Source organism: Rhizobium sp. AN68 (assembly GCF_030758035.1).
Lineage (GTDB): Bacteria > Pseudomonadota > Alphaproteobacteria > Rhizobiales > Rhizobiaceae > Agrobacterium > Agrobacterium tumefaciens.
Genome location: NZ_JARWMI010000003.1, coordinates 2,188,667 through 2,204,864 on the forward strand (window position 1 = coordinate 2,188,667; position 16,198 = coordinate 2,204,864).

A 16,198-nucleotide genomic window follows, 5' to 3' on the forward strand; every position below is an offset into this window, starting at 1 on the left:
TGCGCCGCGAGACGGCAGCGTTACAAAACTATTGCTTGACTTTACGCCATAAAACGCCCACATGCCGGTCAAGCTTTCACCTTCGGCAGCCGCGTGAGCTGCAGCACATGACCAAGATGACTTGGCCCGCATGAAGGAAAAGCGCAACGAATACAGAAGACGGCGTTTTGCCGCACTGATGCGCAGAAAGTTATTCCAACCCACAAGTTCCCAATTCACGCGGGGTTCTTGACGCCGAAACCGCCGGACAGCAGCAACTGCTCCGGACGATTGGTTTTTGGCGCCCCGAAAGGCATTACTATTGACCAGTTTTAGCGAACTCGGCCTCTCTGAAAAGATTGTGGCCAGCGTTACCCAGCTCGGCTACACAACCCCCACCCCCATTCAGGCAAAGGCCATTCCGCTGCTGCTTGAAGGCCGTGATCTCATCGGCCTCGCACAGACCGGCACGGGCAAGACGGCAGCATTCGGCCTGCCCATCATCGAAATGCTGATGAAGCAAGCCGACCGCCCGGCAAACCGCACCACCCGCACCCTCATCCTTGCACCGACCCGCGAACTGGTGAACCAGATCGGCGAAAACCTGCGCTCCTTCGTGAAGAAGACGCCGCTGCGCATCAACCAGGTTGTCGGCGGCGCGTCGATCAACAAGCAGCAGCTTCAGCTCGAAAAAGGCACGGACGTCCTGGTGGCGACACCCGGTCGCCTGCTGGACCTCATCGCCCGCAACGCGATCTCGCTTTCCAAGGTCACCTATCTGGTGCTTGATGAAGCCGACCAGATGCTCGATCTGGGCTTCATTCACGATCTGCGCAAGATTTCCAAGATGGTTCCGGCCAAGCGCCAGACCCTGCTGTTTTCGGCAACGATGCCGAAGGCGATTTCCGAGCTTGCCAGCAACTTCCTGACGGACCCGATCAAGGTCGAGGTAACACCTCCGGGCAAGGCCGCCGACAAGGTCGAGCAGTACGTGCATTTCGTCGCCGGCAAGAACGACAAGACCGACCTTCTGAAGAAGTCGCTCAACGAAAACCCGGATGGCCGCTCGATCGTTTTCCTGCGCACCAAGCACGGCGCGGAAAAGCTCTACAAGCATCTGGAACATATCGGCTTCAAGGTCGCTTCCATCCACGGCAACAAGAGCCAGGGCCAGCGCGAGCGGGCACTGAAGGGCTTCAAGGACGGTGAGATCAAGGTTCTGGTCGCAACCGACGTCGCTGCCCGCGGCATCGATATTCCGGCCGTGACGCACGTCTTCAACTATGACCTGCCGGAAGTGCCCGACGCCTATGTCCACCGCATCGGCCGTACCGCCCGTGCCGGCCGCGACGGCATTGCCATCGCGTTCTGCGCACCGGACGAAACACGTCTGCTGCACGATATCGAAAAGCTGATGAAGATCGATATCCCGGTTGCATCCGGTGAACGTCCGGCCGGTCTTGCCAGCCCGACGCGCCCGAACAACAACAACCGTGGTCGCAACAACAATGGCGGCCAGCCGCGTGGACCCCGCGAAGGCGGACGCCACAATGGCGAGCCCCGTCCCTCGCGTCACCACGCCCCGCGTGATGCGGACAATGATCTGGAAGTCACGTCAGACTTCAAGCGCGTGAAGACGGCGGAAGGTGACGCAGGTCGCCCGGCCGGCCCTCGCAAGCAGCGCCGCCCTGCCCGCAAGCCCGGCGGCAGCGGTGGCAACCGTCACGCTCCTGCTGGCGGCAACGGTCAGGAAAAGCGCGCTTCCGGCAACGGAAACGGCAATCGCGGCCGTAACCGCTAAGTAACTTAACTCTGCGCGAGCCGATTCCCCGGTATCGCGTGTTTACCTTCAAACCCCGCAAGCGCAGGCTTGCGGGGTTTTCTTTTGCTCTCAACCGCCCTGCGCCAAAGACCTGCGCCGCGACGGCAGGGTCATGGCCAGCACCCCGGCAATCACGCAGACAAGACCCACCCACATTGCAGGCGTCGGCACTTCTCCAAGAAACACCATGCCAATGGCGACACCGATCGGAACCCGCAAATACGCCTGCGACGTGGTACCGACCGAACCGAGCGTCTGCATCAGCCGGAAATAGACCATGAAGGCGAGCGCGGTTGAAAAGACGCTGAGGCACACAAGTGCGGTGAGCGACGCCGGAGATGGCGACAATGTCCAGGGCCGGTCAACGATCACGCTCACCGGCAGCAGAAGCACGGCGCCGCAGATCAGCGAGCCGGCGGCAGGCATAGCGGGATCGAGACCCCTGAAGTTTTTGCTGAAGATGGCGGCACAGGCGTAGGAAAAGGCTGCAGTCAGCACGGCAATCTGGCTCCACAGCGCCTCACCCGCCCCGTTCAACGCATCCAGACCGATGATGAGACAGACACCTGTCATGCCCGCAACGGTGCCGAACAGCTTGCGCCCGCTGACCTGTTCATGCCGGATGATCAGCGCGGTGAGAAGAAAGGTGAAGATCGGCGTCGTCGCATTGAGGATGACGGCGAGACCGGCATCGATGCTCTGCTCCGCCCACGCGATCAGCGTGAAAGGCAACACGCTGTTGATGCAGGCCTGAACGAAGAAGAGCCGCCATGTCGCGAAATCCCGCGGCAACCGCAGCCCGCGCAGGCGAATGACCGCCAGCAGCAACAGACCGGCAATCAGGGTTCTTGCGGCAATGAAGGTCAGCGGTGGTATGGTCTCCACCCCGATCTTGATGAAAGTGTAGGATGCTGCCCACAGAGTGGACAACAGGGCAAGCAGCAGCAATTCGCGGGCGATAGGGTTTTGACTGGTCACGGATCAATTTTCCAACTGCGTTCAGGATGAACCGTTCCTAACCCGAAAACAAGCATCTATGCTTCGGTGACGGCCGAAGTTTCCACCGCTTCAAAAGCATGAAGCCCCGCACGGTACCAGCCATGCGGGGCTTCAATGACAGACCGGTGATTGCAGCGGCCGATCAGGCCCGGCGTTCATCCACCGAGAAAGCGCCCGGACCGGCAAACACGAGATAAAGGAAGATGAAGCAGAACAGGATCGCGGCGTCGCCCCCATTGAGCGCGGGGAAGAAGCTCTTAGGCCCGTGCGCAATGAAATAGGCAACAGCCATCTGGCCGGACAGGATGAAGGCAACCGGACGCGTGAAAAGGCCGACCAGCACGAGAATGCCGCCAACGGCTTCCAGAAGCGCCGCCACCAGCAGCATCGTCGGCAGGGAGCCGTCCATCTGCGATGCCGGGAAACCGAACAGCTTCTGCGTTCCATGCGAAATGAAAAGCAGCGCCGTCATGATGCGCAGCGCCCCGAGTGCCTGCGGGCGGTAGCGGGAGAGATTGTCTAAAATTGCCATGTTCATGTGTCCCCGTTGAAGTGGTGCGACGCTCGATACAGCGCAATCATGCCTTTATGGATACACGTCTCGAACACCGAAAATCACATTTCCGATATAGCAGAACTCCCTTAAATACATAAAGGGAGTCATTCTACACATGGTTGATTTTCCACCATAAAACTGGACTCATGTGGAAAAAATCAACCCAAGGATACAGGCATTTTTTCGAGTGGCAAAGGCGGAAAAATCCGCCTCTCCGTCAGGCCTGCAACACCACGACCCTGGAGCCAACCGGCACGCGGCTGTAAAGATCGATGATGTCGTGGTTCAGCATCCGGATACAGCCGCTTGACATGGCGTGGCCGATGGATTGCGGCTGGTTGGTGCCGTGCAGACGGAACATGGTGTCGTTGCCGCCGCGATAGAGGTAGAGCGCCCGTGCGCCGAGCGGGTTGTTCGGGCCCCCCCTCCATGCCGCCGGCGTATTTCAGATTGCGCGGATCACGGCGCATCATGTTTGCGGTCGGCGTCCAGGAAGGCCATTCCGACTTCCGGCCGATATAGGCGTCGCCCTTCAGCGCAAGCCCCTGGCGACCGACGCCGACGCCGTAACGCATTGCCCGTCCATCGCCCAGTACGTAGTAAAGACGCCGCGCGGGCGTATCCACAATCACCGTTCCAGCCGGATGCGCGGTATCGTATGCCACTTCCTGCCGGCGCAGCTCGGGCTTCACCTTGTCGAGATGCATTTCCGGAAGCGGAAACTTCTCGTCCGGCTTCGCCGCATAATTAAGCCTTTGCTGCCCGATGCCGGAACTTGCGCAGCCGGCCAGCAACAGCGGCAATCCGAACAGAACACCACGACGTGAAATAGACATGTAACCCCCGCCAAATCTCTAGATTAACGAGAGGTATAATTTTATGGTTAACAAATCTCTAATATGAGGTTGTAGGAATTAACGTGCCTCAACCGGCGCTGCAGGCCGGCGGTTGGCCAGATAAACCCCCGTTACCGCCAGGACCGTGCCGGCAATCATGGCCGGCGTCAGCGTTTCCCCGAAAAGCAGGGCCGCTTCCACGGCGGCAAGCGGCGGCACGAGATAGATCAGCGAGGCAGCGCGCGAGACCTGCCCGCGCCGGATGAGATAGAGCAGCAGGGCCACCGCACCGATGGAGATCGCGCCCACCGACCAGACGAGCGTGGCGGCAAGCCCGAGGCTCCAGTCCACATGACCATCCTCCAGCAACAGCGCGAAGGGAACGGTGACGATGAGGGCGCCGACATATTGCAGCGTGGCGACCGCCATGATGTTTCCGCCATGGACGTATTTCTTCTGGTAAAGGGTGCCATAGGTCACGGACGTCATGCCCAGCACATTCACCGCCACGGCATAAAGCGGCACGGAAAGGCCGAGCGCGCCTGACGCCATGACCTTCGGCAGCACGGCGATGGCAATGCCGACAAAGCCGAGAAGCAAGCCGGCACGCTGCACCGGAGAGATCTTTTCGCCGATCATGTAACGGGCGGCAACCGCCGTCATCAATGGCTGCAAACCGGCAATAATGCCGCCGATCGCCGCCGGCACGCCCTGCCCTATCGCCCACCAGATCATGCCAAGGTAAAGGCCGTGCAGGAACACGCCGGACAAGATTGCCCGGAAAACATCGATGCGCCGTTCAGGCCATTGAATGGAGGAAAACCGGCAGATCGCCCACAATATCGCACCCGCCAACAGGTAACGCAGACAGAGGAAGGTCAGCGGACCAGTATAATAAACGGCATATTTCGCGGTGACCCAGCCGGTCGACCAGAGAAAGACGAAGATGGCCGGAGCCAGACGGTCGAGCGACATGGGAACTTCCCCTGTGCCGCGTGATGCCCCGCAACCGGACATGGGCCCGGGACATAAGGCATGCGGCGAATTGACATTTTTACGACTTGAAGCAACCGGTGAACTACCCGGCCGGATCTCGGCGCGCACCCCTTGGCGAAACACAGCCGTCCAAGCTAGCCGGTATCCCCATCCCCGCAAAAGGTCAAAAGTGTTTTGGTGATCGCATCTTTCAGATTTTCTGATGCCACACCCAAAACCCATCAACCGAAAGCGAACGAACAAAATTTGTGCATTCGCCCACGGCGCACACAGTGCCACCACCCCGTTCCACCCCACCTTGCCCTGCAACCAATTTGCCAATGCCGCATTTATAGGCTGAAAGCGAAAAAACGCTTCTTTTTTAAAACTCTAGGGCGGTAAAAAATCTTCACGGAGGCCTCCGCATAGTTCTTGCATTGCATTTGTCGTTGTATTCATATGGCAAAAAAGGGGACATCGAAGTTGGCATTTGACGAAATGATAAATGCGGACAACGCGCCGCGAAGCCCATATGAAAACTATAACGAGTGGTACAGCCGGCAGGACAGGGCACACCTGATCCAGAAGTCTAAAGACGCGGAAAACATCTTTCGAAAAACCGGTATTACTTTCGCAGTCTACGGCCACGCCGACAGTTCAGAAAAACTGATCCCCTTCGATATCATTCCGCGCATCATTTCCGGGCGCGAGTGGCGCAAACTGGCCCAGGGTATCGAACAGCGCGTTCTCGCTCTCAACGCTTTCCTCGACGATATCTACCACAAGCAGGAAATCATTCGCGCCGGGCGAATTCCACGCGAAATTATTGAGAAGAACGTCGCATTCCTCCCGGAAATGATCGGTTTCACGCCACCCGGCGGCGTTTATACCCACATTGTCGGCACGGATATCGTCCGCACAGGCGAAGACCAGTTCTATGTTCTGGAAGACAACGCACGCACGCCTTCAGGTGTCAGCTACATGCTGGAAAACCGTGAAACGATGATGCAGATGTTCCCGGAACTCTTCCATGAAAACCGGGTGCAGCGGGTGGAGGACTACCCCTATCAGCTGCGCCAATCGCTCGCCTCGCTTGCACCCCCAGGCTGCACCGGCAAGCCGCGCGTCGCGGTGCTGACCCCTGGCATCTACAATTCCGCCTATTACGAACATTCCTTCCTGGCCGACATGATGGGCGTGGAGCTGGTGGAAGGGTCCGACCTGCGCGTCATGGACGGCAAGGTCAAGATGCGCACTACCCGTGGCTACGAGGCCATCGACGTGCTTTACCGCCGCGTCGACGACGACTTCCTTGATCCGCTCACCTTCCGGCCGGATTCGGCGCTCGGCGTACCCGGCATCATGGATGTCTACCGCGCCGGCAACATCACCATCGCCAATGCGCCGGGCACCGGCATTTCCGACGACAAGGCAATCTATTCCTACATGCCTGAGATCGTCGAGTTCTACACCGGCCGCAAGCCGCTTCTGGAAAACGTGCCGACATGGCGCTGTTCGGAGCCGGACAGCCTGAAATACGTTCTCGACAACCTTGCGGAACTGGTCGTCAAGGAAGTTCACGGTTCGGGCGGTTACGGCATGCTGGTCGGCCCCACCGCGTCGAAAAAGGAACGGGCGCTTTTTGCCGAAAAGCTGAAAGCCCGCCCCTCCAATTACATCGCGCAGCCCACGCTATCGCTTTCCACCGTGCCGATCATGGTGAAAAACGGCATCGCGCCGCGCCATGTCGATCTGCGTCCTTATGTGCTGGTTTCAGACAAGGTGAAGATCATTCCCGGCGGACTGACCCGTGTTGCCCTCAAGCAGGGCTCGCTGGTGGTCAATTCCAGCCAGGGCGGCGGCACCAAGGATACATGGGTACTGGAGGACTAAGCCATGCTGGGCAGAACGGCAAACGGGCTCTACTGGATGTTCCGGTATATTGAGCGCGCTGAAAACATCGCCCGGCTTATCGATGCGGGCCTGCGCGTTTCCCTGACGCGCAGCGGCAGCGGCGATGAGGACTGGGACGGCGTGTTGCAGAGTGCCGGCGTGCACGAAGCCTTTCTCGAAACGCGCGAGAAGGTGACCGCGGCCAACGCGATCGATTATCTCCTGCGGGACAAGGCAAACCCTTCGAGCGTCATGTCCTGCATCGAGGCAGGCCGCAACAATGCCCGCATGGTGCGCACCGCGCTGACGCGCGAGACATGGGAAGCTACCAACGAATTCTGGATCGAGCTGAAGAACATCCTCGGCCGCAAGCTCAGCCATGCCGAACTGCCGCAGACCATCGATGTCATCAAGCATCGCGCCGGTCTGGTGCGCGGCGCCTTCCACGGCTCGATGCTGCGCAACGATCTCTATAATTTCTCCCGCATCGGCACCTTCATCGAGCGCGCCGACAACACCGCCCGCATTCTAGACGTAAAATATTACGTGCTGCTGCCGGCCGTGGCGCATGTCGGCTCCTCGCTGGACAACGCCCAATGGGAATCCATCCTGCGCTCGGTCTCGGCGCACCGCTCCTATGGCTGGGTCTACGATGCGGAATACAAGCCCGCCAACATTGCCGACTTCCTCATTCTCAACGGCCGCATGCCGCGCTCGCTCGCCTATTGCTATGAGAAGATCACCAGCAACCTCAATTACATAGCTGAGGATTACGGTGAAAAGCACAAGGCGCATGAAACGGCGGAAAGCATTCGCGACAGTCTGCGCAAGACGACGATCGATCGCGTCATGGATGAAGGCCTGCACGAGTTTCTGGAGAGATTTGTCAACCGGAACGGGCAGCTGGGGCAGGAAATCATGGAAGGCTACCGCTTTTATCTGTAAGCGCGTGGACGGGGACAGCTTATGCGTCTGAAAATCACCCATACGACCGAATATGTCTATGACGAGCCGATGCCCTATGCATTGCAGCGGCTGCGCCTGACGCCACAGACCGGCCCGTGCCAGACGGTGGAGGACTGGGATGTATCGGTCGACGGCGCCACCGTCGAAGTGAGCTACGACGACCATTTCGGCAACCGTGTCGCATTGGTCGAGACCGAAGGCCCGCAACGCAGGGTCAAGGTCGTGGCTGGTGGCCTCGTCATAACCGAAGACAGGGCCGGCATGGTCGGCCCCCATACCGGCAGTGCGCCGCTATGGCTGTTCCTGCGCGAGACGCCGCTGACGAAGCCCGGCAAACTCGTGCGCGAACTGGCGAAGGCCAGCACCGGCAACAGCGAGCTCGAGCGCCTGCACGACCTGATGGAGAAGATCAACAGCAAGGTGGAATATGTGCCGGGTTCGACCGACACCGAAACCACCGCCGAACTGGCACTCGAAGCCGGCAAGGGCGTCTGCCAGGACCATGCCCATATCCTCATTTCCGCCGCCCGGCTGATGGGCCTGCCCGCCCGCTATGTTTCCGGTTATCTGATGATGGAAGACGTGGCGGAGCAGACGGCAACCCATGCCTGGGCCGAGGTGCATCTGCAGGGGCTCGGCTGGGTTGGCTTTGACGCCGCCAATAATATCTGCCCTGACGATCGCTACGTGCGCATTGCCCTTGGCCTCTGCTACCGCGACTGCGCGCCGATATCGGGCATGCGGATCGGCCCGGCCGGCGAAACGCTGAACGTTTCGGTGACCGTGCAGCAATCGCAGAGCCAATCGCAAAGCTGAGACAATGGCCGGCAGAGACGACGAAACGATCGGCTTTTATACGGATAATGCCGAAGTCTATACGTCGAGAGGGCAGACGGCGGACCTTCCCCATCTGGAAAAATTCCTGTCGCGCCTGCCCAAAGGCGCGACCATCCTCGAACTGGGGTGCGGTGGCGGGCAGGACAGTGAATTCATGCTCGCTGCAGGCTTCGACGTGCGCCCGACGGACGGCACACCCGAAATCGCCAAGGCGGCCGAAACGCGGCTCGGCATTCCCGTCGCAACATTGCTTTTCGAAGATATCGGCGAGGTGGAGACTTATGACGGCGTGTGGGCAAATGCCTGCCTGTTGCATGTGCCGCGCCCTGCCCTTCCCGGCATCATCCGCCGCATCCATACGGCGCTGAAACAGGGCGGTGTTTTTTACGCCAGCTTCAAGGCCGGGGAAGCGGAAGGCCGCGACACGTTCGGCCGCTATTACAACTATCCTTCGAAAACCTGGCTTGAGGACCTGTACGGGCATTTCGCCTGGGCAGGGGTGGAAATAGAAGCACGGCAAGGCAGCGGTTACGACAAGCTGCCGACCGACTGGCTGCATGTGACGGCAACGAAACCCTGATCCGCTTTCAACAACCTGTGGGTTGCGAAAGCCCGCCGTGACCGGTTAAATCGCCGCAGCAACCGATCAGGGAGAGGGCTTTTTGTACAGTATTTCCGACTATCGCGACTGCCAGTACCATGGACCCATCATTGCGGAACGGGTCTGGACGGCATGGTGGCAGGATAGTGGCCTCCAGGTCGGCGATGTGGCTGAACATCTGAAGGACATGGTGAACCCCCATGCCCTGCCAACCGGCTTCGTCGCCCATGACGACAAGGGTTACGTCGGCTCCGCCTTCCTTATCCACTGCGATCTGGAGGAGCGGCCACAATATCTGCCATGGGTTGCCGCACTCTGGGTGGAGGAAAACAGCAGACGCTCAGGTGTCGCCCGGGCGCTGATGCAGGCCGCAACACAACGGGCCGCCGAACTTGGTCACGACATCAGCTACCTGTGCTGCCAGCGCCGTCTCGAAACCTATTATACGAACTGCGGCTGGACCGTTCTGGAGCGTGGTGTTGGTAAGCACGACCTGACGGTGCTGACCTACAGCACGAAAACATAGACTGTCCGCTATATCCGTTGCCAGACATCGGGGAGGAACCATGAAACCGCCAGCCGCCCTTATGGAAACGGCGATCTACGCCAACGATCTCGACGCCGCTGAGGCCTTTTATCGCGATGTCTTCGGGCTGGAGGTGGTGCGCAGGCTGCCGGGCCAGTTCGTGTTCTTCAAATGTGGCCGGCAGATGCTGCTGGTCTTCGATCCGCAACAATCGCGCAAGGCCACCCCCGACAATCCGATCCCGCGCCACGGCGCCACCCGGACAAGGCCATTTCTGTTTTTATGCGAAAGACAAGTCAGAAGTGGACGACTGGAAAGCCCGCTTCGAGGAGCTTGGAATTCCCATCGAACACTATCACCGCTGGCCGAATGACAGCTATTCCGTCTACATCCGCGACCCGGCCGGCAATTCCGTGGAGGTGGGCGAAAGCAGGCTGTGGGGGTTCGAGTAGGCCCCAGTTACCCGGAAGAACACTATGAAGAACATTTTTGTCGTCACGCACACCCAGTCCGTCCATCATGTCGAGAACAAGGTTGGTGGCTGGTATGATACCGAACTGACACCCAAGGGAAAAGCCGATGCGCAGGCGACGGCCGAGAAACTTGTGGCCTTGATCGGCAACGCATCAGTCGAAATCTTCAGTTCCGATCTTCTGCGGGCCTCCCAGACTGCGGCAATCATTGCTGAACACCTCAAGTCCCCTTTTGAAACCACGGATGGCCTGCGGGAAATCAGCTACGGTTCGGCGGGTGGTATGCCGCAGGAATGGCTCGACGCCCGTCAGATACCGGCCCCCCATCACGACCGGATGGATCATCGTGGCGGAATTGCTGATGGCGAAACGAGACGAGAGTTGGCCGAAAGAGTGTACCGCGCCGTGGACACGATTATATCGCGTCCTTGCCCCACGCAGATCATCGTTACCCATGGCTTTGCTCTTACCTTCGTCATCGCGGCATGGATCAAAATGCCGATCGACAGCGTCGGTTATGTCAGCTTTCCCGCGTCTTCCGGCAGCATTACGCACCTAAGACAAGACGATTACTGGCAAAACCGCGGCGTTATCGCTTTGGCGGATGTGTCCCACCTGAAGACAAGCCGGGGATGACGTCGAGAGGGGGACGCTGAGCGACCCCCTCCCTCTATCCGTTTTTAACGTGCAGCCCCGGTAGATCAGATCTGCCGAACCGTGATTTCTTCTTCCGCATTAACCGCAAGCGGGTTCCTCAGCGGCAGGCCGAAACCAGCGGCCTCGATCTCGAACACGTCACCCGCTTCCGGCTTGATGCCCTCCGCAAAAGAGAGCGTCGCGGTGCCGAACATGTGCACATGGACGTCACCAGGTGCGCGGAACAGGCCGTATTTGAAGTGGTGATATTCGAGGTTCGCGAAAGTGTGGGACATGTTGTCCTCACCCGAAACAAACGGCTTTTCGAAAATGACCTTGTCGCCACGACGGATGCGCGAGGTGCCGCGAATATCCGACGGTGCAACGCCGACGCGGATTTCCGGGCCGAAGCTTGCCGGGCGCAACTTCGAATGGGCGAGGTAGAGATAGTTGATCCGCTCGGTGACGTGATCGGAAAATTCGTTCGACACGGCAAAGCCGATGCGCACGGGTTCGCCCTTATCGGAGATCACGTAGATGCCGGCCATTTCCGGCTCTTCGCCGCCATCAAGCGCGAAGGACGGAGAGATGAGAGCAGCACCGGGTGCCGCTGCGACATAGCCGTTGCCCTTGTAGAACCACTCGGGTTGAACGCCCTTTTCGCCAGCCTTCGGCTTGCCATTTTCCAGACCCATGCGGAACATCTTCATGGAATCCGTCAGGCTTTCCTCGGCGGCTTCCGTGGTCTTCTTGTGCATGCTGTCGCGGGTAGCAGCAGAACCGAGATGGGTCAGGCCCGTGCCTGTCAGATGCAGATGCGCCGGATCGGGATGGGTGATCGGTGGCAGAAAGCGACCTTCAGCGTAAGCCTTTTCAAGATCGACGGCATCGCCGAGACCATGGGCGGACACAACATCGGCAAGGCTCTTGCCACTATTGGCAGCTTCCATGGCCAGCGCGTAAACCGATTGAGCGCCGTTGACGGCGTGCGCCTGTCCGCCTTCTTCGCGAACGGCGACGGTGATTTTGCCACTGGCATCCTTGATCTGTGAAATGAGCACGGGATTTCCTTCCTGCGGCGCAACGCGCCTTATCTTCTTCGGCGCGTTGCGCCTTCACCTTATGAAAGTGGCCGGAAACCGGCCACTTTTTTGACTTGCTATATTGGCTGGGCAATCAGCCCTTGTTCTTGTTGTAGACGTCGAAGAACACGGCAGCGAGCAGCACGAGGCCCTTGACCATCTGCTGGAAGTCGATGCCGAGGCCGACGATCGACATGCCGTTGTTCATGACGCCCATGATGAAGGCACCGATAACAGCACCGGTGATCTTGCCAACGCCGCCGGAGGCCGAGGCACCGCCAATGAAGCAGGCTGCGATCACATCAAGCTCGAAGCCAACGCCTGCCTTCGGCGTTGCCGAGTTGAGGCGTGTCGCGATGATCATGCCGGCCAGACCGGCCAGTACACCCATGTTGACGAAGGTTAGGAAGCTCAGGCGTTCGGTGTTGATACCGGAAAGCTTGGTCGCCTTCTCGTTGCCGCCCATGGCGTAAACGCGGCGGCCAATGGTCGTGCGGCGCGTCACGAAGCTGTAAAGCGCAATCAGAACCAGCATCACGATCAGGACGTTCGGCAGGCCACGATAGGTGGACAGCTGGTAGCCAAGGAACAGAATAGCGCCTGAGATGAGCAGGTTCTGCACAATGAAGAAACCGAATGGCTCCACGTCGATGCCGTGCTTCACGTTCACCACGCGACGGCGCCACGCCAGATAGAACAGCACGACCGTAATCACCAATGTCAGGATCATCGACGTCGTGTTCAGACCTTCGATGCCACCGATATCAGGCAGGAAGCCGGTGCTGATGATCTGGAAATCCGTCGGGAACGGGCCGATGTTCTTGCCGCCGAGCACAAAAAGCGTGAGGCCGCGGAACACAAGCATGCCCGCCAGCGTCACGATGAACGACGGGATGCGATGATAGGCGATCCAGTAACCCTGGGCAGCACCGATGATGCCGCCGATGACAAGACAAATCAGCGCCGCGAGAAACGGGTTCATGCCCCACTGCACGGTCAATATGGCCGCAATCGCGCCGACGAAGGCGACGATGGAACCGACCGAAAGGTCGATATGTCCGGCCACGATGACCAGCAGCATGCCAAGCGCCATGATGACGATGAACGAGTTCTGCAGGATGAGGTTGGTCAGGTTCACGGGCCGGAACAGAATGCCGCCGGTATAGAACTGGAAGAAAACCATGATAGCGACGAGCGCGATCAGCATGCCGTATTCGCGGATATTGGAGCGAATATACGACCCGACCGAGATGACGTTGCTTTCTTCGTTTGTGGTGTTTGCCGAACTCATGAGTTCTTCTCCCCTGAGCGCATGATAGCGCGCATGATGCTTTCCTGGCTCGCCTCTCCCTTCGGCAATTCAGCGACGATGCGGCCTTCGTTCATGACGTAGATGCGGTCGCAATTGCCGAGCAATTCAGGCATTTCCGATGAGATCATCAGAACGCCTTTGCCGTCGGCAGCGAGCTGGTTGATGATGGTGTAGATTTCGTATTTCGCGCCAACGTCGATACCGCGTGTCGGCTCGTCGAGGATCAGGACATCAGGATTGGAGAAGAGCCACTTGGAGAGCACGACCTTCTGCTGGTTGCCGCCCGAAAGATTGACCGTTTCCTGAAAGATGCCTGAAGAGCGGATGCGAAGGCGTGTGCGGAAATCGCTCGCCACCTTCATTTCCTTGATGTCGTCGATGACGCTGGCCTTCGACACGCCGGCCAGATTGGCAAGCGTGGTGTTGTGCAGAATGTTGTCGTTGAGCACCAGACCGAGATGTTTGCGGTCTTCGGTCACATAGGCAAGACCGGCATCGATTGCCTTGCGAACGGTGCTGACATCCACGGGCTTGCCGTCGATCAGAACGTCGCCGGTGATCTTGTGACCGTAGGACTTGCCGAACACGCTCATGGCGAATTCCGTGCGCCCTGCCCCCATCAGCCCGGCAATGCCGACGACTTCGCCCTTGCGCACGGTGACGTTGATGTCGTGCAGGACCTTCCGGTCGCGGTGCTGCTGGTGATAGGCGTTCCAGTTCTTCACTTCGAGAATGGTCTCGCCGATCGGCACGTCGCGCGGCGGATAACGATCTTCTAGATCGCGTCCCACCATGTTGCGGATGATGACGTCCTCGCTGATTTCTTCCTGATGACAGTCGAGCGTCTTCACCGTCATGCCGTCGCGCAGCACGGTGATCTGGTCGGCCACCTTGCGCACTTCGTTGAGCTTGTGGGTGATGATGATCGACGTCATGCCCTGCTTGCGGAACTCGATCAAAAGGTTGAGCAGAGCCTCGGAGTCGCTCTCGTTGAGCGAGGCGGTCGGCTCATCAAGGATGAGAAGCTTCACGCTCTTCGACAACGCCTTGGCGATTTCGACCAGCTGCTGCTTGCCGACGCCGATATCCGTAATCAGCGTCTCCGGCGATTCCTTCAGGCCCACCTTCTTCAGAAGTTCGCGGGTACGGTTGAAGGTCTGCTGCCAGTTGATCACGCCGCCCGAAGCGACCTCGTTGCCAAGGAAAATATTTTCGGCAATCGACAGGAGCGGCACAAGCGCAAGCTCCTGGTGAATGATGATGATACCAATATCTTCGCTGTCGTTGATGGCGCGAAAATTTCGCACAGCACCTTCATAGTGGATCTCGCCCTCATAGGTGCCAGCGGGATAAACACCGGAAAGGACCTTCATCAAGGTCGACTTTCCAGCGCCGTTCTCGCCAACGAGCGCGTGGATCTCACCTTCCTTTACCTTAAGGTTGACGTTCTCAAGCGCTTTTACGCCCGGAAACGTCTTGGTGATGTTCCGCATTTCGAGAATGGTATTGGCCATATCGCAATCCAGCGCCCGATTAATTCAGGCGTTTTTATTTTTATGGAAAAACGGGGACGGCGCCAAGCCATCCCCGCATGTGTTGCAGGCTTATTTCAGCTGGTCTGCGGTGTAGTAACCACCGTCGACGAGAACCTGCTTGTAGTTGTCTTTGGTCACGGCAACCGGCTTGAGCAGGTAGGACGGAACAACCTTGACGCCATTTTCATACGTCTTGGTGTCGTTCACCTCAGGCTCTTTGCCCTGCAGAACGGCGTTGACCATGCCAACAGTAACCTTCGCGAGTTCGCGAGTGTCCTTGAAGATGGTCGAATACTGTTCGCCAGCAATGATCGACTTGACCGACGGAACTTCAGCGTCCTGACCGGAAACGACCGGCAGCGGCTGGTCCTTCGTGCCATAACCAACGCCCTTCAGCGAGGAGATGATGCCGATGGACAGACCGTCATAGGGCGACAGAACAGCGTCAACCTTCGCGTCCGTGTAATAAGCCGACAGGAGGTTATCCATGCGAGCCTGGGCCGTTGCCGGATCCCAACGCAGCGTACCGACCTTGTCCATGCCCATCTGGCCCGACTTTACGACCAGCTTGCCGCTGTCGATGTAAGGCTTCAGAACCGACATCGCGCCATCGTAGAAGAAGAAGGCGTTGTTGTCGTCAGGAGAACCGCCGAACAGCTCGATGTTGAACGGACCCTTGCCGTCCTTCAGGCCAAGCTTGTCGACGATCGAAGTTGCCTGCAGAACGCCAACCTGGAAGTTGTCGAAAGTGGCGTAGTAGCTGACGTCGCCGCTGTTGCGGATGAGACGGTCATAAGCGATGACCTTGATGCCCTGCTGACCAGCCTGCTTCAGAACGTCCGACAGGGTCGTGCCGTCGATCGAAGCAATCACGAGGACCTTAACGCCCTTGGTGACCATGTTTTCGATCTGGGAAAGCTGATTCGGAATATCGTCGTCGGCGTATTGCAGATCGGTCGTGTAACCGGCTTCCTGCAGCTGCTTGACGATATTGTTGCCGTCATCGATCCAGCGCGCGGAAGACTTTGTCGGCATGGCGATACCGACAGAACCCTTGTCCTGCGCAAAAGCCGGCGCTGCAAAGGAAGCAGCACCGATGGCACAAGCCGCCATCAGCGAAATAATGGACTTCATTAACTCTCTCCCTTGAACCCTCTTTGGTACCCGCTT

The 16,198-nt window shown here is 58.6% G+C and carries 14 protein-coding genes and 2 pseudogenes; 8 read left to right on the forward strand and 8 right to left on the reverse strand.

What is annotated here, in order from left to right; all coding sequences use genetic code 11:
- Positions 1 to 301 precede the first annotated feature (301 nt).
- A complete protein-coding gene (locus RBH71_RS23725) occupies positions 302 to 1,780 on the forward strand; it encodes a DEAD/DEAH box helicase (RefSeq protein WP_003513690.1) in 1,479 nt (492 codons plus the stop codon).
- A gap of 90 nt (positions 1,781 to 1,870) precedes the next feature.
- On the opposite strand, the gene RBH71_RS23730 is transcribed toward RBH71_RS23725, so the two are convergent.
- From RBH71_RS23730 to RBH71_RS23745, 4 genes and pseudogenes are all read right to left on the reverse strand, one after another.
- A complete protein-coding gene (locus tag RBH71_RS23730; protein ID WP_003513692.1) occupies positions 1,871 to 2,779 on the reverse strand; it encodes a DMT family transporter in 909 nt (302 codons plus the stop codon).
- A 163-nt stretch (positions 2,780 to 2,942) separates the two neighbouring features.
- A complete protein-coding gene (locus tag RBH71_RS23735; protein WP_019565150.1) occupies positions 2,943 to 3,338 on the reverse strand; it encodes a DoxX family protein in 396 nt (131 codons plus the stop codon).
- A gap of 235 nt (positions 3,339 to 3,573) precedes the next feature.
- Positions 3,574 to 4,192, reverse strand: a pseudogene (locus RBH71_RS23740) (L,D-transpeptidase).
- Positions 4,193 to 4,270: 78 nt separating this feature from the next.
- Positions 4,271 to 5,167, reverse strand: a complete 897-nt coding sequence (locus tag RBH71_RS23745; RefSeq protein ID WP_003513697.1) for a DMT family transporter — start codon at positions 5,165 to 5,167, stop codon at positions 4,271 to 4,273.
- A 483-nt stretch (positions 5,168 to 5,650) separates the two neighbouring features.
- Between RBH71_RS23745 and RBH71_RS23750 the strand changes: the two genes are divergently transcribed.
- From RBH71_RS23750 to RBH71_RS23780, 7 genes and pseudogenes are all read left to right on the forward strand, one after another.
- A complete protein-coding gene (locus RBH71_RS23750; RefSeq protein WP_003513699.1) occupies positions 5,651 to 7,060 on the forward strand; it encodes a circularly permuted type 2 ATP-grasp protein in 1,410 nt (469 codons plus the stop codon).
- A 3-nt stretch (positions 7,061 to 7,063) separates the two neighbouring features.
- On the forward strand, positions 7,064 to 8,005 hold the full coding sequence (locus RBH71_RS23755; RefSeq protein ID WP_003513700.1) for an alpha-E domain-containing protein: 942 nt from the start codon (positions 7,064 to 7,066) through the stop codon (positions 8,003 to 8,005).
- 21 nt (positions 8,006 to 8,026) lie between these two features.
- A complete protein-coding gene (locus tag RBH71_RS23760; protein ID WP_003513702.1) occupies positions 8,027 to 8,842 on the forward strand; it encodes a transglutaminase family protein in 816 nt (271 codons plus the stop codon).
- Between the two features lie 4 nt (positions 8,843 to 8,846).
- Positions 8,847 to 9,443, forward strand: coding sequence for a class I SAM-dependent methyltransferase (locus RBH71_RS23765; protein ID WP_003513704.1), 597 nt, complete (start codon positions 8,847 to 8,849; stop codon positions 9,441 to 9,443).
- 82 nt (positions 9,444 to 9,525) lie between these two features.
- On the forward strand, positions 9,526 to 9,990 hold the full coding sequence (locus RBH71_RS23770; RefSeq protein WP_003513705.1) for a GNAT family N-acetyltransferase: 465 nt from the start codon (positions 9,526 to 9,528) through the stop codon (positions 9,988 to 9,990).
- Positions 9,991 to 10,030: 40 nt separating this feature from the next.
- Positions 10,031 to 10,442, forward strand: a pseudogene (locus RBH71_RS23775) (VOC family protein).
- A gap of 24 nt (positions 10,443 to 10,466) precedes the next feature.
- Positions 10,467 to 11,099 carry a histidine phosphatase family protein gene (locus tag RBH71_RS23780; RefSeq protein ID WP_003513710.1) on the forward strand — a complete coding sequence of 211 codons (633 nt, stop codon included), beginning with the start codon at positions 10,467 to 10,469 and terminating at the stop codon, positions 11,097 to 11,099.
- Positions 11,100 to 11,164: 65 nt separating this feature from the next.
- On the opposite strand, the gene araD1 is transcribed toward RBH71_RS23780, so the two are convergent.
- The 4 genes from araD1 to chvE all read right to left on the reverse strand — a co-directional run bounded on the left by araD1 (position 11,165) and on the right by chvE (position 16,162).
- A complete protein-coding gene (araD1, locus tag RBH71_RS23785; RefSeq protein WP_003513712.1) occupies positions 11,165 to 12,160 on the reverse strand; it encodes a 2-keto-3-deoxy-L-arabinonate dehydratase AraD1 in 996 nt (331 codons plus the stop codon).
- 115 nt (positions 12,161 to 12,275) lie between these two features.
- Positions 12,276 to 13,472: a sugar ABC transporter permease GguB gene (gene gguB, locus RBH71_RS23790; protein ID WP_003513714.1), complete on the reverse strand. Its 1,197-nt coding sequence runs from the start codon at positions 13,470 to 13,472 to the stop codon at positions 12,276 to 12,278.
- Positions 13,469 to 15,007: a sugar ABC transporter ATP-binding protein GguA gene (gene gguA / locus RBH71_RS23795; protein WP_003513716.1), complete on the reverse strand. Its 1,539-nt coding sequence runs from the start codon at positions 15,005 to 15,007 to the stop codon at positions 13,469 to 13,471. The genes gguB and gguA overlap by 4 nt, the downstream gene beginning before the upstream one ends.
- Before the next feature lie 90 nt (positions 15,008 to 15,097).
- Positions 15,098 to 16,162 carry a sugar ABC transporter substrate-binding protein ChvE gene (gene chvE, locus RBH71_RS23800; protein ID WP_003513717.1) on the reverse strand — a complete coding sequence of 355 codons (1,065 nt, stop codon included), beginning with the start codon at positions 16,160 to 16,162 and terminating at the stop codon, positions 15,098 to 15,100.
- Positions 16,163 to 16,198 lie beyond the last annotated feature (36 nt).

What these genes read in the sequence shown, in the direction of transcription:
- RBH71_RS23735 (WP_019565150.1), bottom strand. Translation starts at nt 3,338, where the DNA reads ATGAACATGGCAATTTTAGACAATCTCTCCCGCTACCGCCCGCAGGCA.
- RBH71_RS23745 (WP_003513697.1), bottom strand. Translation starts at nt 5,167, where the DNA reads ATGTCGCTCGACCGTCTGGCTCCGGCCATCTTCGTCTTTCTCTGGTCG.
- RBH71_RS23755 (WP_003513700.1), top strand. Translation starts at nt 7,064, where the DNA reads ATGCTGGGCAGAACGGCAAACGGGCTCTACTGGATGTTCCGGTATATT.
- RBH71_RS23760 (WP_003513702.1), top strand. Translation starts at nt 8,027, where the DNA reads ATGCGTCTGAAAATCACCCATACGACCGAATATGTCTATGACGAGCCG.
- RBH71_RS23765 (WP_003513704.1), top strand. Translation starts at nt 8,847, where the DNA reads ATGGCCGGCAGAGACGACGAAACGATCGGCTTTTATACGGATAATGCC.
- RBH71_RS23780 (WP_003513710.1), top strand. Translation starts at nt 10,467, where the DNA reads ATGAAGAACATTTTTGTCGTCACGCACACCCAGTCCGTCCATCATGTC.
- gguB (WP_003513714.1), bottom strand. Translation starts at nt 13,472, where the DNA reads ATGAGTTCGGCAAACACCACAAACGAAGAAAGCAACGTCATCTCGGTC.
- gguA (WP_003513716.1), bottom strand. Translation starts at nt 15,007, where the DNA reads ATGGCCAATACCATTCTCGAAATGCGGAACATCACCAAGACGTTTCCG.
- chvE (WP_003513717.1), bottom strand. Translation starts at nt 16,162, where the DNA reads ATGAAGTCCATTATTTCGCTGATGGCGGCTTGTGCCATCGGTGCTGCT.